The following is a 19,369-nucleotide window of genomic DNA, read 5'->3' on the forward strand; positions in this document are numbered from 1 at the left end:
GGTGGCCGGGCGGGAGTTCTCCCCTAAACGAATCTGAAAACCACACCGCTGCGCGGCATACCGTCGGCGAGTGAAGGAGCTTTCGGTGGATCACTCCAACCACACCACCCTTCTCCAGGCAGGCAGCCAGACCGCCATCTCCGACAGGATGCGCGAGCTGCTAGCGCGCGCCGCCCAGGACCACGTCTACGAACAGCGCACCCAGGGCGCCGTGCTCGACGAGATCCGGCAGCGGCTTGAGGGCATGGAGTGGCTGCTGCGCGAGGTGCGCGAACGGGAGCTCGGCGGCCTCAGCGGCGCGCTCGAGACCGTGAGCGGCCGCCTGGACGACATCACGACCAGGCCGCCGTCATGGGCCGAGGGGCTGGCCCAGCACGTCGAGGCGGTGCGCGACCACGTCGACGCCGTCGGCGAGCAGGTCGGCAACGTCGACGCGCGCGTCGAGTCGGTCAGCGAGCGGGTCAAGCCGGTGATCGAGCTGCCGAGCCTGTGGGCCGACGTCGGCGCCGTGAGCGAGAGCCTTGACGAGGCGCTCAGCCGCCTTCAGTCGGTCGTCGACAGCAGCGAGGGCATCTCCCAGCGCCTGGGCGACTTCGCGGGCAAGCTCGGCCAGCTCAACGCCAGCATGGAGGCCGCGGCCAACCGCTTCACCAGGCTCGACAAGTCGATGGCCGACCTGACCACGCGCACCGAGCGCATCGAGGCAGGGCTGAGCGCCCTGCCCGGTGCCGTCGAGGCCAAGTTCAAGACGGTCGACGAGGCCATGACCGCCTCCACGGAGCTGCTGTCGGCCTCGATCGAGGAGGTCGGCGCCAAGGTCGACGACGCCGAGAGCCGCCTGGCGGGCAGGCTCGACGGCCTCGACGGCAGGGCCGACAGGGTCGAAGGCCGCCTCGTCGCCGTCGAGACCAGGCTCACCAGCGTCGACGGCCGCATCGAGACGGCCGACGGGTGCCTGGCCGACATCGACACCCGTCTCGACGGCGTCGACGGCCGCCTCGGCGGGCTCGACTCCCGCCTGGCAGGCGTCGACCAGCGGCTCGGCGCCGTCGACGGCCATCTCGGCCGACACGACGACCGCTTCGACGGGCTCGACGGGCGCATCGACGGCCGCTTCACCGCGCTCGACGAGCGCATGGCCGGCACGGGCAACCAGCTCGGCGAGACCGCCACCAGGGTCGAGGGCCGCTTCAACGACCTGGGCATCCACCTCGACACGATCGACGAGCGCCTGTCGGAGGTCGAGGAGCGCGTCGTCACCCGTTTCGACGGCCTCGACGCCACGCTCACCGGCATGTCCACCACCGCCGACAAGGCCAGCGAGCACCTCGAGGCCATCGACGACCGAGTGGAGGCCGTCAACCAGCGCGTCGGCCAGCTGCCCGTCACGCTGAGCATCAGCGAGCGCGTCGGAGAGCTGCTCGACACCCAGACGATCGAGCACGTCAAGCGCCTCGACGCGATCGACGAGCGGCTGACCGCCGCGGCGGCCGCGCTCACCGACGCCGTCACGGCCCGGCCCGACCGCGCCGAGCTGGCCGAGAGCGTCACCGGCATCGTCGAGCCCGCCACCACCGACCTCACCAAGCGCCTCGGCGCGCTGGAGGAGACCATGCTCGCCCTGGCCGAGGCGCTCCTGCGCCCGAGCCGCAACACGAAGGACTAGCGGCGACGCCCGGCGGGGTCGCTACGGCGACCCCGCCGAGCGTCCTGCGCCGGCCAGGGAGCCGCGCACGTCAGAGACGGCCGCGTCCTGCCTGTGGTCGACTTCAGAGACGGCAGCGAGGAGCTCGTCGACACGCACGTGATCGCCGGCCCCTCGGCGGCCGGGGGGCACGGCGGCGGCGACGCGGGTCTCACCGACGCCTTTCTCGCCGCCGTCTCCACCGGCGACCCGAGCCTGCTGCGCTCCGACGCCGCGGCGAGCCTGGCCACGCATCGCGTCGTCTGGGCCGCTGAGCGTGCCCGCCTGTCAGGCACGGTGGTCACCCTCTAGAACGCCACCGCCCCCGGCAGGAGCCCCGCATCAGCCGGGTCACGCCGATCGTCGCGCCGGGCACGAGCGCGTGACGGTAGCGCTCACCTTCCCTCTGGACGTGCACGCCGAGCGCCACGCACATCAACACCACGTTAAGCACCCCCGATGGCGCCGGGCAACGCCACGCCTCTCCTGTGACATTGACCCTGACGTCGCCGCCCCTGATCATCGACGATGTGCCCACGCGCCCAGCCGTCGCCGCGGCCTCGCTGATCGCCCTCATGCTCCTCAGCGCCTGCGGCGACCAGCCCTCTGTCGAGCGGGTCTCGCTCGACTTACCCGTTTCCACCCCTGCGGATCTCCCGGCGCTGCAGCCCATGGCGACGCGTCCCGCGCTGGTCCCGACGGGCCCGCCCCGCTTCGTCGTGACGGCTCGGGTGCCGATCGCCTACTTCCCAGAGAACTCCAAGACTGCGATCCAGACCCCGGTGCCGCCCGTCGTCCACGACGCCACGACCGGCGCCTTCATCGCCGACATCCGGCTGCCGCAGGGCGTGCGCGGTTCGTGGCAGCTCGTGGCGGCCGCGCCCGACAACCGCACCTTCCTGCTCTCGGGATGGACCGGCCCGCACTCCGCTCTCCGGTTCTTCCGCGTCCATCTGTCCGAGGACGGACGGCCCGGGCAGCCCGAGCTCGTGCCCGGCTTCGAGGGCGAGGGGAACAACCCCGGCACCGCCCTCGCCCTGAGCCCCGACGGCACCCGGCTCGCCTATGCCACGCCCGTCCTGGGAGGAGGAGCGAAGGTGACGGTGGTCGAGCTAGCCACCGGAGCGCGCCGCGACTGGACCACGCGCGCCTTCTCCATGGTGCCCGGGCTGGCCTGGGCACCGGACGGGCAGCGTCTGGCGCTCGTGGGGGGTGGCTGGGGGCTGGGGGTCCTCGACCCTGCTGTGCCAGGCTCCGACCTGCTCGCCGCCGCACGCCTGGTCAAGCCGGGCAAGGGCCTGTGGTTGCCCCAGTCCGTGGCCTACACCCCTGACGGCGCCGCCCTGGTGTACTCGGCCGGTCACACCGTCGAACGCCTCGCCCTGCGCGAAGGGGCCGCCCCGGAGGTCCTGGCGAGGGTCGCGCTGCCTCCCGACGCGTCGCTGAGCCTCCGGTTCAGTCTCGACGGCACCGGGAGGTACCTGCTCCACACCCACGGCCGGCGCTTCTACCGGGTGGACCTCCAGGACGGCTCGACGACGTCACTGCCCATCGAGGTCCGCACCCACCCGGGTGAGGGCCTGTCGCCCAACGCCGCCTGGTGAGCCGTCTCAGACGTGCACCGTGGTGATGGGCAGCGAGGAGTCGGCGGGGATCTCCAGTGACGAGGGGGCCACGCCCGCCGCGACCAGGTCGGAGCCGAGCGTCGCCACCATCGCCCCGTTGTCGGTGCACAGCCCCGGGCGCGGCACGCGCAGCCGTACCCCCGCCTTGTCGCAGCGCTCCTGCGCCAGCGCCCGCAGCCGCGAGTTGGCCGCCACGCCTCCGCCGATGAGCAGGTCGTGCACGTCGTATCGCTTGCACGCCTGCAGCGCCTTGCGGGTCAGGACGTCCACGACGGCCTCCTGGAAGGAGGCGGCGACGTCGGGGACGTGGATCGACTCGCCCGACGCCTCCCTCGCCTCCACCCAGCGCGCCACGGCCGTCTTGAGCCCGGAGAAGGAGAAGTCGAAGGTGCCGTCGTCGATCTTGCCGCGTGGGAAGGCGATCGCCGTGCCGTTGCCGGAGACGGCGGCTTTGTCGATGTACGGGCCGCCGGGGAAGGGCAGGCCGAGGACCCTGGCCACCTTGTCGAAGGCCTCGCCCGCCGCGTCGTCGACCGTGGAGCCGAGCGAGATGACCTCCTCGGCCACGTCGGGCACCAGCAGCAGCGAGGAGTGACCGCCCGAGACCAGCAGCGCGATGCAGGGCCTGGGCAGCGGGCCGTGTTCGAGCTGGTCGACGGCGACGTGCGCGGCCAGGTGGTTGACGCCGTAGAGCGGCACCCCGAGCCCGAGCGAGTAGGCCTTCGCCGCGGCGACGCCCACCAGCAGCGCGCCCGCCAGGCCTGGGCCTGCGGTGACGGCGATCGCGTCGATGTCGGAGAACTTCACCCCCGCGCCGGCCAGCGCGGCCTCGATGGTCGGCGTCATCGCCTCGAGGTGCGCCCTCGAGGCCACCTCGGGGACCACGCCGCCGAACCTGGCGTGCTCTTCCATGCTGGAGGCGATGGTGTTGGCCAGCAGCGTGTGGCCTCTGACGATGCCGATGCCGGTCTCGTCGCAGGACGTCTCGATGCCAAGGACCAGGGGTTCGTCAGCCATCCAGCTTCCTCTTCATCATGATCGCGTCGGTGCCGTCGTCGTAGTAGCGGCGGCGCACCCCGATCTCCTCGAATCCGAACCGTTCGTAGACCGACCTGGCCCGCGGGTTGTCGGAGCGGACCTCGAGGAAGATCTCCACGGCTCCCCTCCTTCGCGCCTCCGCCAGCAGGTCGGTGAGCAACGCGCTGCCGGTGCCCTTGCTCTGGCGATCGGCCAGCACCGCGATCGTCTGCACGTCGGCCTGGTCGGCGGCCACGGCCAGCCCCGCGTAGCCGATGATCTGCTCGTCCTCGACCGCGACGACGTAGTGCCTGGTGCGCGGCTGGTCGGCCAGCTCTCCGCGGAGCATGCCCTCGCTCCACGCGTCGAGGGGGAAGGTCGCCCGCTCGATCGCCATGACCGCGGGCAGGTCGGCCTCGGTCATCTGCCTGAGCTTCACGCCGTCACCTTTTTCGGTGGCTTGGGCACCACCGCGTCGGGCCTGCGCAGGTAGATCGGCCTGGGCTCGTCCAGCGCGACGCCCGCCGCCAGCCGCTCGGCGGCCAGCGCGGCCATGAACCCGCCATAAGGGTACGGCGGCGCGTCCGTCCGGCCGAGGAAGTCGGGGTAGAGCCCCGCCCCCGCCCCGACGACCGGCAGCCCCTCCACGGGCACGTCGGCGGGCCTGTCGACGAACGGCCCCGCCAGCCTGTTGCGCAGGTCGGCGTAGCGGGCCCAGAAGACCTCCTTGCGCCTGGCGTCGGTGGCCACGAGGAACTCCTGCGTGAGCCCGCTGCCGTAGGCGACGGCGTCGAGACTGCAGATGCCGTAGGCGGGCACGCCCACGGCGGTCGACAGCGCCTGCGCGGTCATCAGGCCGACCCGCAGCCCCGTGTAGGGACCGGGGCCTGAGCCGGCCACGATCGCGGTGACGTCGCGCAGCGCGGCGCCCGCCTCGCTCAGGACCTTCTCGATGGTGGGAACGAGCAGCTCACCGTGGCGGCGGGCGTCGAGCACCGTGGACTCTGCGAGCACCGAGGCGCCGTCGTGCAGCGCGGCGGTGACGGCGGGGGTTGCGGTATCAAAGGCCAGGACCAGCACGAATATCTAGCCTAGTGCGTCGCGGCGGGTGCTGCCCGACTACGACCAACCTGTTCGGTGGCGCAGCCACTCCAGCGCCACCACGCCCTGCGCCCGCTGGAAGGCCCTGACCGTGGGCAGTCCCGGCGGGTCGGGCTGACGGCCGTTCCAGACGAAGAAGCCGGTCAGCCCTGCGAGCACGGCGGTCACGGCGGGGTCGGGAGAGTCGAAGAGGTCCTGCGGCGGCGGCCCTCCCTGCATGCGCACCGAGGGCAGCATGGCCAGGATGTCGATCCACGGGGCTCCGACGCACGCCCACGGCCAGTCCACGACGTACACCTGGTCCTCGGTGAGCAGGAGGTTGTCGGCCCTGAGGTCGGCGTGCACGAGCGTGTCGCCCTCGGCCGCCTCAGCCCAGCCCGACTCCAGCTCGGCCAGCGCGTCCAGGTGGCGCAGCGCCCACGGGTCGAGGCCGGTCGTGTCCTCCTCCAGCAGCCGCCGCCATCCGGTGAAGGCGTCCTTGTGCCTCTCGGCGAACGTCGGCGTCTCGACGGGCGAGGGGGTGAGCCTGGCCGACAACTTGCCGACCGCGTCGAGGACGCGTCGCAGCTCCTCGTCGCGCCACGGCATCGCGGGCGGACGCCCCTCGATGTCCTCGAAGACCAGCGCCACCCAGTCGCCGGTGTCGAAGGAGGTGAGCAGCCTCGGGGCGGGCACGTCGGCGGGCAGGCTCGCGGCGATCGCGGCCTCCCGCCGGTAGGCCGCGATGGAGTCGGGGTTGGGCGAGCTGCCACACGCCTTCACGAAGGCGCGTCGGCCGTGCTCGGTGCGCAGCCGTACGGCCGCCGCGGGAGAGAAACCGCCCGTCTGGGTGACCGCCTCGACCACGCGACCGCCGAGGAAGCCGGCGATCTGGAGGCGCAGGGCCTCTGGCACGTCCTGCCAGGGGAGGCGTACCCCGGCGGCGGGCGGATTGATCTCGTCGTCCATCCGCCCATCATCGCGACTCTCAGGCCAGCTTGACAGGCGACGCGTAGACGATGACGTTGTCCTGGTACTCGTGCCTGGCGTAGTCGAAGATCCCTCCGCAGGTCACGAGCCGCAGCCCCGACTCGGTGTAGACCCGCTGGGCGGGGAAGCGCTCCTTGTTGACCTGCTCCACCGACTCGACCCGGTACTCGGCCACCTTGCCGTCGCTGCGCGTCACCTTGACGACCTGTCCCCTGCGCAGCTGCCTCAGCTTGTAGAAGACCGCGGGCTCCGTCTTGGTGTCGACGTGCCCGATGATCACCGAGGCGCCCTTGTCCCCCGGCACCGCGCTGTGCTTGAACCACCCGGCCAGCTTGGGCTTCTCGTACGGCGGGAGCTCCACCTCCCCGTTCTTGGTCAGCCCGAGCTTCATCAGCGGCGCGTCGAGGTCGATGGCGGGGATGTCGATGCTCTCCGGCACGACGGAGGCCGGTGTGGCCTCCTCCCGCACCTGCAGCGTCCTGCCGAAGACGACCAGCACGAGACCTGTGGCGGCCCCCGCGAGGACCACCCGTGACATCCGAGCCATGTCTAGCTACGGCGGCGCCGGAGCGCCAGGCCGATCCCCCCGGCCAGGGCCAGGCCCAGCAGCACCCCCGCGGGGCCGAACGGAATGCCCGACTCGTCCTCGGCGCCCTTGGCGAACGTGCCACCGCCGCCGGCTCCCGGCGCCTTGGTGGGCACGACGGTCCTGGTCGAGGTGGGCGTGGCCGTGGGCCCTGCCGCGACGACGCGCAGGGTGGCTCTGCCCGTGTCGTTGGTGCCGTCGCACTTGACGCTCACCGCGTAGTTGCCGCGCTTCATGGTGCTGGAGACCTGGGCGTCACCGCGTACCCATGGCACGGGGGCCGGCGTCGCGGTCGTGGTGGGGGTGGCGGTCGGGGTGGGCGGCGGCACGGGGTCCAGCGTGACCGCCGCGAGGAAGGCCTTGGAGGTGGCGGTGCCGCTGTGCTCGGGGCCACCGGTCGGCACGGGGCAGTTGGCCAGGATCCACACCGTGGAGTTGTCACCGGCCGTCACCCTGTCGGGGTTGAGCCTGACATCGATGTTCTGCCTGGTCGTCGTCGTAGCGGTCGCCGTCGCCGTCGCGGTGGCCGTCGCCGTGCCCGTCGCCGTCGTCGTCGTGGTCGCTGTGCCGGACGGCGTGCCGGTCTGCGCCTGCGCCGAGCACCCCGCCACTCCTAACAAGAGGAAGGCCCCCGCGTACGCGACTCGCCTGACCGTGAGCACCGCCGCACCCCACTTCGCCGATATCCATCAGCATCCACCCGAATTGGATGCTGCACCCCACCTGATACCCAGAAAATCTGGGTGAACCCATGACCAAATGATCTCAGTCTTGTGCTGGGGTTGCCGGAGTTTTGGCGTTAGACGGGATCAGACGGCGTGTCGGCCCAGCGAGGACCCACTCCGCGCAGGGTGACCGAGCGCGCCTCGTCGTCGTCGCCGCCCGATCGGGTGATGTGAATCTCGAGTCTTTCGTCCGACAGGCCCTCCACCAGACCCTCGCCCCACTCGACGACGGTCACCGACTCCTCCAGCGAGGCGTCGAGGTCGAGATCGTCGACCTCGAGGTCGCCGCCGAGTCGGTAGGCGTCGACGTGCACCAGCGCAGGCCCGTCGACCAGCGACGGGTGGACGCGGGCGATGACGAAGGTGGGCGAGGTGATGGGGCCCCGCACCTTGAGCCCCTCGGCGATGCCCTGGACCAGCGTGGTCTTCCCCGCGCCCAGCGGGCCCGACAGGATGACCAGGTCGCCGCCCCTGAGCCGGGCGGCCAGCCGTACGCCCAGCGCGCGCATGTCCTCGGTCGTGGCGGCGGCAGTCACAGTTCCACCCTCTTCACCAGGTCGCGCAGGGCCTCGTTGACCACGCCTGGACGTTCGAGCTGGATGAGGTGCGAGGTCTCGGGCACCTCGGTGAGTTGAGCCTTCGGCAGCGCCGCCGCGATCGCCCTGCTGTGCTCGGGCGGCGTCAGCCAGTCTTTCTCCCCGACCATGATCGCGGTCGGCACCCCGTCGAGGACCCCGAGCGCGGACAGCTTGTCGTGGTTCATCAGCGCGGGGTAGAAGTCGGCGATCACCTCGGTCGGCGTGGAGCGGATCATGGACTCCACGAAGTCGACCACGGTCGGGCTGACGTTCTTGGAGTCGCCGAAGCCGAAGTGGCGCAGCACCAGGAAGGCCACGTCGTTGCCCACGTGGCGGGTCTTGTCGACCAGGGAGCCGCCCCTGCCGAGCACGGAGACCGTGGCGGGGGCCACCTTGTGCAGCCCCTTGGCCACCAGCGCGGGCAGGCCGAGGGTGATCTCGGCGAGCTTGCCCGCGCTGGTCGCGATGAGCGCGACGCCGCGGATCCTGTCGCCGAACAGCTCGGGATGACTGTCGGCCAGCGCCATGATGGTCATGCCGCCCATCGAGTGGCCGACCAGCACGCACGGACCCTGCACGAAGGTCTCCAGCACCTCGTAGAGGTCCTCGCCCAGCCGTTCTATCGAGCTGTCCTGCTCGCCTCCGCGCTGCGAGAGGCCGTGGGAGCGCTGGTCCCACAGCAGGATGCGGTAGTCCTCGCGCAGGTCGCGCCGCTGGTAGTGCCAGGAGTCGAGGGTGTGCGTGTAGCCGTGGCAGAAGACGATCGTGACGGGGGCGTCTTCGGGGCCGTCGATCTCGATGTGCAGCGCCACCTCGTCGGAGGTGATGAGCGTGCGCTCCCTGCCCCTCAGCTCGCCGAAGGGCTCGTCGGCCTCGGGGTCGGGCCGCAGCCTGATGCGGCCGACCGCGTAGCGCTTGGCCAGCGCGGCCGCCGCGACACCCGCCGAGGCGGCGCCGACGATCGCGCTCGCGATGCCGACCTTCCGCCGTGTCGTGGTCGTCATGCCTCCACCCCCTGGTACACCCTCGGCACGCGCGCGCCGAGCCTCGTCACGATCTCATGCGTGATGGTGCCGAGGATGTCGGCCCATTCCTGACAGGTCGGTTCGCCGTCCGTTCCAGGGCCGAACAGGACGACCTCGTCGCCGTCGGCCAGGGGGGCGCCACCCACGTCGATCATGAACTGGTCCATGCAGATCCTGCCGACGACGGGTCGGCGCGTGCCTCCGGCCATGACCTCGACCCGTCCCGTGGCGCTCCTGAAGATGCCGTCGGCGTAGCCGAGAGGGACCAGGCCGAGCGTGGTCTCCTCCGTGGTGGTGTAGAGGTGGCCGTAGGAGACGCCCACGCCCTCGGGCACCCGCTTGGCCAGCGCGATCCTGGCGGCCAGCGTCATCGCGGGGCGCAGGCCGAAGTCGCCCTGCTCGGGGAGGGGGCTCAGGCCGTACATGGCGATGCCTGGCCGTACGAGGTCGTAGTGGGTGCGCGGCAGGGTCAGGATCGCCGCGGAGTTGGCGAGGTGCCTGATCACCTGGGAGCCCGCGACTCCCGCCTGCTCGGCCAGCTTCAGCGCGCTCTCGTAGGCGTCGATCTGCAGGTCGATGGAGGTGTGCCCGGGCAGGTCCGCGCAGGCGAGATGGGACCACAGGCCGACGACCTCGACCGCGCCCTCGGCCTGCAGCCGCGCCGCCTCGCGCAGCAGCCCAGGCCATGCGGCCAGGGGCGCGCCGCCCCTGCTCATGCCCGTGTCGGCCTCGAGGTGGACCATGGCCGTCGTGCCCGTACGGCGGGCCGCGGCGGCGATCTCCACCAGCCTGCCCTCGTCGGAGGCCGACAGCTCGATGTCCGCCTCGAGCGCCTCGTCGAGCGGCTCGCCCGGCGTCAGGATCCACGACAGGATCGGGACGCTCACGCCCGCCGCCCGCAGCGCCAGCCCTTCCCTGATGTAGGCGGTGCCGAGCCTGCTCGCCCCGCCCTGCACGACCGCCATGGAGGTGGCGACCAGGCCGTGTCCGTAGGCGTCGGCCTTGACCGCGCCCATCAGCTCGGCGCCGTCCGCCCGTTCCTTGAGCAGCTTGACGTTGTGCCTGATGGCGGTCAGGTCGACCCGCGCCTGCGCGGGCGTCGCCTCACGGAAGCTCATGTTTCCAGTTTGTCAGCTCCGCCGAGCGCCTGAGCGTGATTCACCTCTCAGTGACCGCATCGCGAGGGGGATCGCGGCCGCGACGTCGGCGGCGGTCAGCGGCGCGCCGTCGGCCGCCATGCGGCCCGCCAGTCCGTGCAGGAAGGCGGCGCAGGCCCCGGCGTCGCAGGCGCCGAGCCCTCCCGCCAGCAGCGTTCCTCCCACGCCCGACAGCACGTCGCCCGTGCCTCCCGTGGCCAGCCACGGCGTGCCCGTCGGGTTGACCCTGACCGGCCTGTCCTGCTCGGCGACCACCGTCGTCGACCCCTTGAGCAGCACCGTCACGCCCAGCTCCGCCACCGCCCTGCGGGCGTGCTCGAGCCGCGCCCCCGCCACCCTGTCGGCGGGCACCCCGAGCAGCCGCGACAGCTCACCCGCGTGCGGGGTGATCAGCACCGGCGCGGTACGGCGCAGCAGCCCCTTCTCCCTCGCCACGATCGTCAGCGCGTCGGCGTCCACCAGCACGGGCACATCGGTGGCCAGCACCCTGGCGACCAGCTCGTGCGCCCAGTCGTCGGTGCCGAGCCCCGGACCGACCACCCACGCCTGGACCCGTCCGACGCTCTCGAGCGAGGGGGTCTCCAGCTGCGTGATCACCGCCTCGGGCCAGCTGGCCCGCACCTGGTGCACGGGCGGCGCCGTACCCACGTAGCGGACCATCCCCGCGCCCGCCCGCAGCGCTCCGCCGACCGCGAGGACGGCCGCGCCGGTGTAGCGGTCGCTGCCCGCCGCGACGCCGACCACGCCCCTGCGGTACTTGTCCGACTCCGCGCCTGGCCGCGGCAGTAGGTCGTCGACGTCCTCGGCGGTCATCGCCGCCACGTCGGGGTCGGGCAGGTGGGGGCCGAGGCCGATGTCGACGAGTTCGAGCGCGCCGACGTACGAGGCGCCTGGATCGACGAGCAGGCCGGTCTTGACCGCGCCCATCGTCACCGTCAGATGGGCCCGCACGGCCGTCCCCGCGACGCGGCCCATGCTCGCGTCCACGCCGCTGGGCACGTCCACCGCGACGACCAGCGCCTGGGCGGCGTTCGCCCTGTTCGCCAGCGACGCGTACGGCTCCCGCAGCGCCCCCGTGGCGCCGATGCCCACCAGCCCGTCGACGATGAGGTCGGCCTCGCCCATGTCCTCGGCGACGCGCCCTCCCGCCCGCAGGAAGGCCGCCAGGCCCTCCTCGTGCGTCTTGGAGCCCGCGAGCAGCGCCTCGACGCGCGCGCCCCTCCTAGCGAGCCATGCGCCCGCGTGGAGGGCGTCGCCGCCGTTGTCGCCGCTGCCGACGAGGACGAGCACGCGTGAGCCGTACACCCTGCCGAGCAGGCCCGCGCAGACGACGGCCAGGCCGGTGGCGGCGCGCTGCATGAGCGCGCCCTCGGGCAGCGTGGCCATCAGCGTCAGCTCTGCGGCCCTGATCTGGTCGGCGGTGTAGGCGGTGCGCATGATCCGAAACTAACCTTCGGCGATCACGTAGGCCAGCGCGATGCCCCCGTCGTGGCTGAGCGAGAGGTGCCAGCGCTTCACCCCGAGCCCGTAGGCCACCTCGGCGGCCTGGCCGCTGATGTGCAGCTCGGGTTTGCCGTGCTCGCCCGTGCGGACCTCGGCGTCGAGGTGGCTGAGACCGGGCGGCGCGCCGAGCGCCTTGGCGACCGCCTCCTTGGCCGCGAACCTGGCCGCGAGCGACTGGGTGCCGAGCGTCCGCTCGCCCTCGGTGAACAGCCGCGAGCGGAGCCCCGGCGTGCGCTCCATGGTCGCCTCGAACCTGGCCACATCGACCACGTCCACCCCGATGCCCAGAATCATCCACCCAGCGTAGCCAGGGCTAGAAGCCGCCTCGGTGCCACGGCCCCCAGATGGCGAACGACAGGCCCTTGCCGGACTGGATGTTGACGTACAGCGTGCGCCCGCCGGGGCCGAAGGTGGAGCCTGCGAACTCCGCGCCCGAGTCGCCCGCCACCGGTTCGAGCCGCGCGAAGTCGAAGATCTCCCCACGCCTGGTCAGCCCGCGCAGGTAGTTGCCGTCTCCCCCGTCCTCGCACAGCACCAGCGCGCCCTTCGGGCTGGTGGTGATGTTGTCGGGCAGGTCGAGCACCATCGAGCCAGGCGACTCGTAGACCAGCCGCAGCCGCTTGCTCCACGTCTCGTACGCCCACACCTGCCCGCGGCCCTTGCCGAACCCCGACGGCGGGGTGTCCCCCGTGGCCGTGGCCCCGCCCTGGGTGGAGACGAAGTAGATCACCCCATGGTGGTGAACCGCGCCCTCCAGCCTGGAGAAGAGCGCCGCTCCCTGGTCGCGCCCCTGCTTGCCGACGGCCTGGATGGCCACCTCGTTGGAGGGCGTGCCGGAGAAGGCGGGATCGGGGTCGTCGATGTCCACCCACGTCACGTCGTACGAGGCTCCGGCGGGCTGGCCGGCCGACAGGTCCTTGTTCGGCGCTCCCCTGACCGCCAGCATCTGCAGCCGCCCGCCGTCGTCGATCCTGCCGCTTTTGAGCGGGTTGCTCGGCGGCAGGTACCTGTAGAAGCCCGACGCGAACGCGAAGTTGTCCTCGGTCAGGTAGATGGCCCCGCTCAGCGGGTCGAAGGCCGCCGACTCGTGCGCGAACCTGCCCGCCGACCTGATGGGGCGCGCGCTCGCGGCCGCGTCGATCGGGACCTCGAAGATGTAGCCGTGCTTCTCGCGCAGCTTGGTGTTGTCCCCGCCGGAGAAGTCGTTGCCCACGTCGGGCCCGTTGACGGTCTCCTCGCACGTCACCCATGAACCCCACGGCATCGGGCCGCCCGAGCAGTTCATCTGCGTGCCGTTGAGCGAGGGGCCACTGTGCAGCACCTGGCCGTCCCTGGTGACCTGGAGCGTCGCCGTACCGCCCCCCGCCGCGGGATCGTAGGCCGTGGAGAGGTCGCCGAACGCCCCCACGGGCCCGTTGACCTCGTGGTTGCGCACCAGGATGGTCGTCCCCCTCGGACCGCGGAAGGCGGCCATCCCGTCGTGGCGTCCCGGCGTCGGCGATCCGTCGGTGAACGCCTCTCCCGCCGGGTTGAACGAGCGGTAGCCGAACCCGTCGGGCAGGTGGAGCCTGACCTGTCCGTCTCTGAGGTCCTGCACCGGCTTGAGCGGGCCGTAGTCCGCCCCCGGTCGCGGTCCTCCGTTGACCGCGGCGCTGGCGGCCCCGGTGAACGGCCCTGCCACGCCTGCGGCAACGGCTCCTGCGAGAAAACGGCGACGATCCATCAGCCCTCCCTGGCGACGTTCACGTCACGTTAATCCCATGCCACCAAATGGCCATATGTCAGAAATCGCCAAGGCGGGAGGACCCAGAGGGCTACCCACTTCTCGCATCGGTAATCCCATGTGTTTATCCACAGGCTGTGCATGACCGGGTCATGGCCGAGGGCATGCCCCGCCTCCATGCACTGTTGCGCGGTCAATAGGCTTTCAGGGTGAACAACGGCTACGTGGAACTGAGCAGGGAGCAGTGGAGCGAGCTCCGCAAGAACACGCCCTTGACTCTCACCGCAGACGAGCTGGAAGACCTCCGTGGCGTCGACGATCCGATCGACCTGGCCGAGGTCACCGACATCTACCTCCCGTTGACCCGGTTGCTGAACCTCCACTTCACCGGGTCCAAGCAGCGCAGCAGCGTGCTGAGCGCCTTCCTCGGCAACGACGGGGAGCGCGTGCCGTACATCCTGGGCATCGCCGGCAGCGTCGCGGTCGGCAAGTCGACCACGGCGCGGCTGCTCAGGACCCTGTTGACCAGGTGGCCCGAGCACCCGAACGTCGCGCTGATCACCACCGACAGCTTCCTCTACCCCAACGAGGTGCTGGAGGCCAAGGGCATCATGCACCGCAAGGGCTTCCCCGAGAGCTACGACAGGCGGGCGCTGGTGCGCTTCGTGGCCGAGGTCAAGGCGGGCGGCGCCGAGGTGCACGCGCCCGTCTACTCCCACCTGGAGTACGACATCGTCCCCGGCGCGACCCAGGTCGTGAAGAAGCCCGACATCCTCATCATCGAGGGGCTGAACGTCCTGCAGCCCGCCCCGCCCACCGCCCTCGCGGTCAACGACTACTTCGACTTCTCCATCTACGTGGACGCCAAGGTGGAGGACATCCGCAACTGGTACGTCCACCGCTTCCACCAGCTGCGCCGTACCGCCTTCGAGGACCCCAAGTCGTACTTCAAGCACATCGCCGAGCTCTCTGAGGAGCAGGCCACCGCCTTCGCCAAGAACGTCTGGCGCGACATCAACGAGCGCAACCTCGTCGACAACATCCTGCCCACCAGGGGACGCGCAGGCCTCGTGCTGCAGAAGGGCCCCGACCACGCCATCAGGCGGGTACGGCTGCGCCGTACCTGACCAACTCCAGCTCCTCCGCCACGAAGGCCGCGAACCGGCCGTGGCACCCGAGATCGTCGATATCGGCGAACCAGCACGGCTCGCCCTCCTCGTGACAGCAGATCGTCATGGAGGGCAGCCTGCGGGAGCCCCGTCAACGCGCGGTCACAAACGAATCGACGACAATGGGCGGCGTGCTTCATCTGCGACTCATCAGTCCCTCCGCCCGCACGGACGAAGTCGTCAGTGTCCTCGAGGACTGCACGGGCGTGACCAACATCGCCGTCGTCGAGGGCGCGGCGCGCGAGCCACGCGGCGACCTGATCTTCTGCGACATGGCGCGCGAGGCCGCCAACGAGGTCATCGACAGGGTCAGGTGGCTGGAGCACGAGGGCTCGATCGCGGTCGAGCACGTCGACCTGTCGATCTCGCACGCCGCCTCCGAGGCGGAGGAGCAGGCCCCCGGCGACGGCGACGACGCCGTGGTGTGGGCCGAACTGGCCCAGCGCGTCGACGACGACCTGCGCCTCACCTGGGCTTACCTGGCCTTCATCGCCATCGCCACCCAGCTCGCCGGCATCGGCGTCGTCACCAATTCCCTGGTGGTCATCGTGGGCGCGATGGTCCTCGGGCCCGAGTTCGGCGCGATCGCGGCCGCCTGCTTCGGCCTGCTGACCGGCCGCTTCCGCCTGGTCGGCAGGGCCCTCAGGATCCTCGCGATCGGTTTCGCCGTGGGGATCGCGATCACCTTCGCGTGCGCGCTGGTCTCAAGGGGATTCGGCTGGATCGACGGCGACTCCCTGGACGTCGGCCACGAAGAGGTCCAGTTCATCGTCAAGCCCGACAGGTGGTCCTTCATCGTCGCGCTGCTCGCGGGGGCGGCCGGCGTGCTGTCCGTCACCGCGGGCAAGTCCTCCGCCCTGGTCGGCGTCTTCATCTCGGTCACCACCATCCCCGCCGCCGGATACGCCGCCGTCGCGATGGCCCTCGGCGACTGGCCCGAGGTGGGCGGGTCGGCGCTGCAACTGTTCGTCAACATCGCGGGCATGGTCATCTCCGGCACGGCCGTGCTGTACCTCCAGCGCACCATCTGGCCCCAGGGGATGAGCCGCGGTTCGTCCGCGCGAACGAGGCCGCAGGGCGGGCTTCGCGGGTAGTGTCCGGATCATGCACATCCTCGCGACCGAGGGGCTGACCCAACGCTTCCCCACGGTGACCGCGCTGGACCAGCTCTCCGTCACGGTCGAAGCGGGCGTCACCGGCCTCGTGGGCGCCAACGGAGCGGGCAAGTCCACGCTGATCAAGATCCTGCTCGGCCTCCTGCCCCAGACGGCGGGCAGGGCCGAGGTGTTCGGCCTCGACGTCGTCACCCAGGGCCCGCAGATCCGCGCTCTCGTCGGCTACATGCCCGAGCACGACTGCCTGCCGCCCGACGTTTCCGCGACCGAGCTGGTCGTCCACCTCGCGCAGATCTCCGGGCTGCCGCGCACCGCCGCCCGCGAGCGCGCCGCCGACGTGCTGCGCCACGTCGGCCTGTACGAGGAGCGCTACCGCGCCATCGGCGGCTACTCCACCGGCATGAAGCAGCGCGTCAAGCTCGCGCAGGCGCTCGTCCACGACCCGCAGCTGGTCTTCCTCGACGAGCCGACCAACGGCCTCGACCCGCAGGGCCGCGACGAGATGCTCACGCTGATCAGGCGCATCGGCACCGAGTTCGGCATCAGCGTCCTGGTCACCTCGCACCTGCTCGGCGAGCTCGAACGCGTCTGCGACCACGTCATCGTCATCGACGGCGGACGCCTGCTGCGCTCCAGCGCCATCACCGAGTTCACCCAGAGCACCCAGATCCTCACCGTCGAGGTCGAGGAGGGCGCCGAGCCGCTGGCGGCGAGGCTGGCCGAGCTCGGGCAGTCCGTCACCGCCCACGGCCGCGGCCTGCTGGTGCAGGTCGACGGCCCCGAGACCTACGACACCATCCGCGACGCCGTGTGCGACCTGGACCTGTGCCTCATCCGCCTCGAACAGGGCAGGCAGCGAATCGAGGACGTGTTCCGTGTCTGAGATCTACGACATCGGCTACCGCCACTACGAGGGGCCCCGGCTGGGCCGCGCCCACGCCGTGCGCGCGCTGATCACCCAGAACCTGCGCAGCATCTTCGGCCTGGGCCGCAGGGCCCGCAGCAAGCTCATGCCGTTCCTGCTGGCCGCCTCCATGCTGCTGCTGCCCGTCGTGTCGATCGCGATGATGGCGATGCTCGGGCGCAACGACATCGGCTACACCAACTACCCGGTCATCATGCAGGCCGTGATCGCGATCTTCCTGGCGTCGCAGTCGCCCACGATCACCGCGCCCGACCTGCGCTTCAAGGTGCTCCCGCTGTACCTGTCGCGGCCGGTCTCGACGCTCGACTACGTCGCCGCCAAGGTGGTGGCCATGACCACCGCGCTGTTCGCGCTGGTCGCCCTGCCGCTGACGGTGATGTACGCGGGCGAGCTGCTGGTCGACCCGCCGGGCCCTCCGCACACCAAGGAGTACGTCGCGGGGCTCGTCACCGCGCTGCTGCTGGCACTGCTGCTGTCGACCTTCGGCCTCGCGCTGGCCTCCTTCACCCCGCGCCGCGGGCTGGGCGTCGCCTCGGTCATCGCGGTCTACCTGCTCGCCTCCGCCGTCTCGACCGTGCTGTTCGCGACCTTCGAGTCGATGGGACGCGCCGACGTGGCCCAGTGGGCGTGGCTGGTCAACCCGTTCTTCCTGGTCGACTCGGTGCAGTCGTGGCTGTTCGGCACCACCCCCGCCAACGGCTACACCTACCCGGCGGGCGTCTTCTCCGCGCTCCTGCTCGCCGCGCTGCTCGGCCTGAGCCTGACGGCGTTCATCCTCCGCTACCGGAAGGCGGCCTCCCGGTGAAGATCGAGCTATCCCAGGTCTCACGCTGGTACGGCAACGTCGTGGCCGTCAACGACATCTCCATGACCATCGGCCCAGGCGTCACAGGGCTGCTCGGGCCCAACGGCGCGGGCAAGTCGACGCTGCTGCACATGATGGCGGGATTCCTGGCCGCCTCGGGCGGCACGGTCACCCTCGACGGCACGCCGACCTGGAAGAACCACCAGATCTACCGCCACATCGGGCTGGTGCCCGAGCGCGAGGGCGTCTACGGATTCCTGACCGGCTGGCAGTTCGTGCTGTCGGCGGCCAAGCTCCACGGCCTGCCCTCGCCCGAGGACGCCGCCACCAAGGCGCTGGCCATGGTCGAGATGGAGCCCGCGCGCGACCGCCGCGTCGAGACCTACTCCAAGGGTATGAAGCAGCGCGTCAAGGTGGCCGCCGCCCTCGTCCACGACCCCCAGGTGCTCCTGCTCGACGAGCCCTTCAACGGCATGGACCCACGCCAGCGGATGCACCTCATGGACCTCATCAAGGCCATGGGCACCGCGGGCAAGACCATCCTGTTCAGCTCGCACATCCTGGAGGAGGTCGAGCGCGTCGCCCAGCACATCGAGGTCGTGGTGGCGGGACGGCACGCCGCCTCCGGCGACTTCCGCGAGATCCGCCGCCTGATGACCGACAGGCCGCACCTGTTCAGGATCCGCTCCAGCGACGACAGGAAGCTGGCCGCCGCGCTGATCGTGGACCGGTCGGCGGGCGGCGTCACCCTCACGCCCAACGGCCTGGAGGTCCAGGCGACGGAGTTCCGCCGCTTCGCCTGGCTGCTGCCGCGCGTCGCCCGCCACGAGGGCGTCCACCTGCACCAGGTCTCCCCCGCCGACGAGGACCTGGAGAGCGTCTTCGCCTACCTGATCACGAGGAGCTCGTAGTGAACGGCGTCGTAGCGGGCATCACCTACCGCGCGGTCCTCGGCCGCCGCCGCATCCTGCTGCTCATCCTGCTCCCGCTCGGCCTCGTGGGCCTGGCGGTGCTGCTGCGGCTGGTCGGCAGCGCGGACGAGCGCTCGGCCGTCACGCTCATGCAGAGCTTCGCCATCGGCACCATGCTGCCGCTGCTCGGACTGATCGCGGGCACCGGCGTGATCGCGCCGGAGATCGACGACGGCACCGTGCTGCACCTGCTGTCCAAGCCGATCTCGCGGCCCGTCATCGCCCAGACCAAGTTCGCGGTCGCCGCCTCGCTGCTGGCCCTCTTCGCCGCCCTGCCGACCTTCGTGGCGGCCTGGCTGCTGGTCGGAGGGGAGTCGGGCATCGCCACCGGCTTCACCGTCGGCGCGCTGTGCGGAGGGATCGCCTATGCCGCGCTCTTCCTGCTGCTGGGCGTCGTCACCAGGCACGCGGTCACCATCGGGATCATCTACGCGCTGGTGTGGGAGGGCCTGATCGGCAACTTCGTGCCGGGAGCCAGGCAGTTCTCCGTCCAGCAGTGGGCACGCTCGATCGCCGACCAGCTCAGCTCCTCGCCGTTCCTGGCGACCGACGTGAAGCTGAGCTTCGCCGTGCCCGCGCTGATCGTCGTCACGGTCGGCGGGGTGCTGTGGGCGGGCCAGCGCCTGCGCGCCTACTCCCTGACCGGCGACGAGTAGGCCGCCTGCCCGGAAAGAGAAGAACCGGAAAGAGA

The 19,369-nt window shown here is 71.2% G+C and carries 22 protein-coding genes; 9 read left to right on the top strand and 13 right to left on the bottom strand.

Features of this window, described 5'->3' with window-relative positions; translation table 11 throughout:
- Window positions 1-85 precede the first annotated feature (85 nt).
- From ABFX50_RS02515 to ABFX50_RS02525, 3 genes are all read left to right on the top strand, one after another.
- Window positions 86-1,666: a hypothetical protein gene (locus tag ABFX50_RS02515; protein ID WP_346142846.1), complete on the top strand. Its 1,581-nt coding sequence runs from the start codon at window positions 86-88 to the stop codon at window positions 1,664-1,666.
- A 93-nt stretch (window positions 1,667-1,759) separates the two neighbouring features.
- Window positions 1,760-1,996: a hypothetical protein gene (locus ABFX50_RS02520; protein ID WP_346142847.1), complete on the top strand. Its 237-nt coding sequence runs from the start codon at window positions 1,760-1,762 to the stop codon at window positions 1,994-1,996.
- A 218-nt stretch (window positions 1,997-2,214) separates the two neighbouring features.
- Complete coding sequence (locus ABFX50_RS02525; protein WP_346142848.1) at window positions 2,215-3,288, top strand: WD40 repeat domain-containing protein; 1,074 nt, start codon at window positions 2,215-2,217, stop codon at window positions 3,286-3,288.
- A gap of 6 nt (window positions 3,289-3,294) precedes the next feature.
- On the opposite strand, the gene tsaD is transcribed toward ABFX50_RS02525, so the two are convergent.
- The 12 genes from tsaD to ABFX50_RS02585 form a co-directional block, all read right to left on the bottom strand.
- Window positions 3,295-4,326, bottom strand: coding sequence for a tRNA (adenosine(37)-N6)-threonylcarbamoyltransferase complex transferase subunit TsaD (gene tsaD / locus ABFX50_RS02530; protein WP_183650766.1), 1,032 nt, complete (start codon window positions 4,324-4,326; stop codon window positions 3,295-3,297).
- Window positions 4,319-4,750: a ribosomal protein S18-alanine N-acetyltransferase gene (gene rimI / locus ABFX50_RS02535; RefSeq protein ID WP_346131321.1), complete on the bottom strand. Its 432-nt coding sequence runs from the start codon at window positions 4,748-4,750 to the stop codon at window positions 4,319-4,321. The genes tsaD and rimI overlap by 8 nt, the downstream gene beginning before the upstream one ends.
- A gap of 11 nt (window positions 4,751-4,761) precedes the next feature.
- On the bottom strand, window positions 4,762-5,406 hold the full coding sequence (gene tsaB / locus ABFX50_RS02540) for a tRNA (adenosine(37)-N6)-threonylcarbamoyltransferase complex dimerization subunit type 1 TsaB (protein ID WP_183650769.1): 645 nt from the start codon (window positions 5,404-5,406) through the stop codon (window positions 4,762-4,764).
- Window positions 5,407-5,445: 39 nt separating this feature from the next.
- Window positions 5,446-6,375 carry a phosphotransferase family protein gene (locus tag ABFX50_RS02545; protein WP_346142850.1) on the bottom strand — a complete coding sequence of 310 codons (930 nt, stop codon included), beginning with the start codon at window positions 6,373-6,375 and terminating at the stop codon, window positions 5,446-5,448.
- Between the two features lie 19 nt (window positions 6,376-6,394).
- A complete protein-coding gene (locus tag ABFX50_RS02550) occupies window positions 6,395-6,934 on the bottom strand; it encodes a class F sortase (protein WP_346142852.1) in 540 nt (179 codons plus the stop codon).
- 11 nt (window positions 6,935-6,945) lie between these two features.
- Entirely contained in the window at window positions 6,946-7,644 is a 699-nt protein-coding gene (locus ABFX50_RS02555; RefSeq protein ID WP_346142853.1) for a hypothetical protein, read from the bottom strand.
- A 137-nt stretch (window positions 7,645-7,781) separates the two neighbouring features.
- Window positions 7,782-8,216, bottom strand: coding sequence for a tRNA (adenosine(37)-N6)-threonylcarbamoyltransferase complex ATPase subunit type 1 TsaE (gene tsaE, locus ABFX50_RS02560; RefSeq protein WP_346131323.1), 435 nt, complete (start codon window positions 8,214-8,216; stop codon window positions 7,782-7,784).
- Window positions 8,217-8,239: 23 nt separating this feature from the next.
- On the bottom strand, window positions 8,240-9,289 hold the full coding sequence (locus tag ABFX50_RS02565) for an alpha/beta fold hydrolase (protein ID WP_183650781.1): 1,050 nt from the start codon (window positions 9,287-9,289) through the stop codon (window positions 8,240-8,242).
- Window positions 9,286-10,428, bottom strand: coding sequence for an alanine racemase (gene alr, locus ABFX50_RS02570; RefSeq protein ID WP_346142855.1), 1,143 nt, complete (start codon window positions 10,426-10,428; stop codon window positions 9,286-9,288). The genes ABFX50_RS02565 and alr overlap by 4 nt, the downstream gene beginning before the upstream one ends.
- 12 nt (window positions 10,429-10,440) lie before the next feature.
- Window positions 10,441-11,904: an NAD(P)H-hydrate dehydratase gene (locus tag ABFX50_RS02575; protein WP_346142857.1), complete on the bottom strand. Its 1,464-nt coding sequence runs from the start codon at window positions 11,902-11,904 to the stop codon at window positions 10,441-10,443.
- A 9-nt stretch (window positions 11,905-11,913) separates the two neighbouring features.
- Complete coding sequence (locus tag ABFX50_RS02580) at window positions 11,914-12,264, bottom strand: holo-ACP synthase (protein ID WP_183650790.1); 351 nt, start codon at window positions 12,262-12,264, stop codon at window positions 11,914-11,916.
- Between the two features lie 19 nt (window positions 12,265-12,283).
- A complete protein-coding gene (locus ABFX50_RS02585; RefSeq protein ID WP_346142859.1) occupies window positions 12,284-13,693 on the bottom strand; it encodes an alkaline phosphatase PhoX in 1,410 nt (469 codons plus the stop codon).
- A gap of 224 nt (window positions 13,694-13,917) precedes the next feature.
- On the opposite strand from ABFX50_RS02585, the gene coaA reads away from it, so the two are divergent.
- Window positions 13,918-14,820 (top strand): type I pantothenate kinase, encoded by a 903-nt coding sequence (coaA, locus tag ABFX50_RS02590; RefSeq protein WP_346143047.1) that lies wholly within the window; start codon window positions 13,918-13,920, stop codon window positions 14,818-14,820.
- On the opposite strand, the gene ABFX50_RS02595 is transcribed toward coaA, so the two are convergent.
- Entirely contained in the window at window positions 14,792-14,929 is a 138-nt protein-coding gene (locus ABFX50_RS02595; protein WP_346126298.1) for a hypothetical protein, read from the bottom strand. The genes coaA and ABFX50_RS02595 overlap by 29 nt on opposite strands.
- Window positions 14,930-14,993: 64 nt before the next feature.
- Between ABFX50_RS02595 and ABFX50_RS02600 the strand changes: the two genes are divergently transcribed.
- The 5 genes from ABFX50_RS02600 to ABFX50_RS02620 are packed head-to-tail and all read left to right on the top strand — an operon-like array spanning window position 14,994 to window position 19,334.
- Window positions 14,994-15,956, top strand: coding sequence for a DUF389 domain-containing protein (locus ABFX50_RS02600; protein WP_346142861.1), 963 nt, complete (start codon window positions 14,994-14,996; stop codon window positions 15,954-15,956).
- 10 nt (window positions 15,957-15,966) lie between these two features.
- On the top strand, window positions 15,967-16,860 hold the full coding sequence (locus ABFX50_RS02605; protein WP_346126300.1) for an ABC transporter ATP-binding protein: 894 nt from the start codon (window positions 15,967-15,969) through the stop codon (window positions 16,858-16,860).
- Window positions 16,853-17,707, top strand: coding sequence for an ABC transporter permease (locus ABFX50_RS02610; protein ID WP_346126301.1), 855 nt, complete (start codon window positions 16,853-16,855; stop codon window positions 17,705-17,707). The genes ABFX50_RS02605 and ABFX50_RS02610 overlap by 8 nt, the downstream gene beginning before the upstream one ends.
- Window positions 17,704-18,618 (top strand): ABC transporter ATP-binding protein, encoded by a 915-nt coding sequence (locus ABFX50_RS02615; protein WP_346142864.1) that lies wholly within the window; start codon window positions 17,704-17,706, stop codon window positions 18,616-18,618. Before ABFX50_RS02610 ends, ABFX50_RS02615 begins: the two co-directional genes overlap by 4 nt.
- Window positions 18,618-19,334 (top strand): ABC transporter permease, encoded by a 717-nt coding sequence (locus tag ABFX50_RS02620; protein ID WP_183650808.1) that lies wholly within the window; start codon window positions 18,618-18,620, stop codon window positions 19,332-19,334. The genes ABFX50_RS02615 and ABFX50_RS02620 overlap by 1 nt, the downstream gene beginning before the upstream one ends.
- The last annotated feature ends 35 nt before the right edge of the window (window positions 19,335-19,369 follow it).

Source organism: Nonomuraea recticatena (assembly GCF_039533245.1).
Taxonomy (GTDB): domain Bacteria; phylum Actinomycetota; class Actinomycetes; order Streptosporangiales; family Streptosporangiaceae; genus Nonomuraea; species Nonomuraea roseola.

What these genes read in the sequence shown, in the direction of transcription:
- tsaD (WP_183650766.1), bottom strand. Translation starts at nt 4,326, where the DNA reads ATGGCTGACGAACCCCTGGTCCTTGGCATCGAGACGTCCTGCGACGAG.
- rimI (WP_346131321.1), bottom strand. Translation starts at nt 4,750, where the DNA reads ATGACCGAGGCCGACCTGCCCGCGGTCATGGCGATCGAGCGGGCGACC.
- ABFX50_RS02545 (WP_346142850.1), bottom strand. Translation starts at nt 6,375, where the DNA reads ATGGACGACGAGATCAATCCGCCCGCCGCCGGGGTACGCCTCCCCTGG.
- ABFX50_RS02550 (WP_346142852.1), bottom strand. Translation starts at nt 6,934, where the DNA reads ATGTCACGGGTGGTCCTCGCGGGGGCCGCCACAGGTCTCGTGCTGGTC.
- tsaE (WP_346131323.1), bottom strand. Translation starts at nt 8,216, where the DNA reads ATGCGCGCGCTGGGCGTACGGCTGGCCGCCCGGCTCAGGGGCGGCGAC.
- ABFX50_RS02565 (WP_183650781.1), bottom strand. Translation starts at nt 9,289, where the DNA reads ATGACGACCACGACACGGCGGAAGGTCGGCATCGCGAGCGCGATCGTC.
- alr (WP_346142855.1), bottom strand. Translation starts at nt 10,428, where the DNA reads ATGAGCTTCCGTGAGGCGACGCCCGCGCAGGCGCGGGTCGACCTGACC.
- ABFX50_RS02575 (WP_346142857.1), bottom strand. Translation starts at nt 11,904, where the DNA reads ATGCGCACCGCCTACACCGCCGACCAGATCAGGGCCGCAGAGCTGACG.
- ABFX50_RS02580 (WP_183650790.1), bottom strand. Translation starts at nt 12,264, where the DNA reads ATGATTCTGGGCATCGGGGTGGACGTGGTCGATGTGGCCAGGTTCGAG.
- ABFX50_RS02585 (WP_346142859.1), bottom strand. Translation starts at nt 13,693, where the DNA reads ATGGATCGTCGCCGTTTTCTCGCAGGAGCCGTTGCCGCAGGCGTGGCA.
- ABFX50_RS02595 (WP_346126298.1), bottom strand. Translation starts at nt 14,929, where the DNA reads ATGACGATCTGCTGTCACGAGGAGGGCGAGCCGTGCTGGTTCGCCGAT.
- ABFX50_RS02605 (WP_346126300.1), top strand. Translation starts at nt 15,967, where the DNA reads ATGCACATCCTCGCGACCGAGGGGCTGACCCAACGCTTCCCCACGGTG.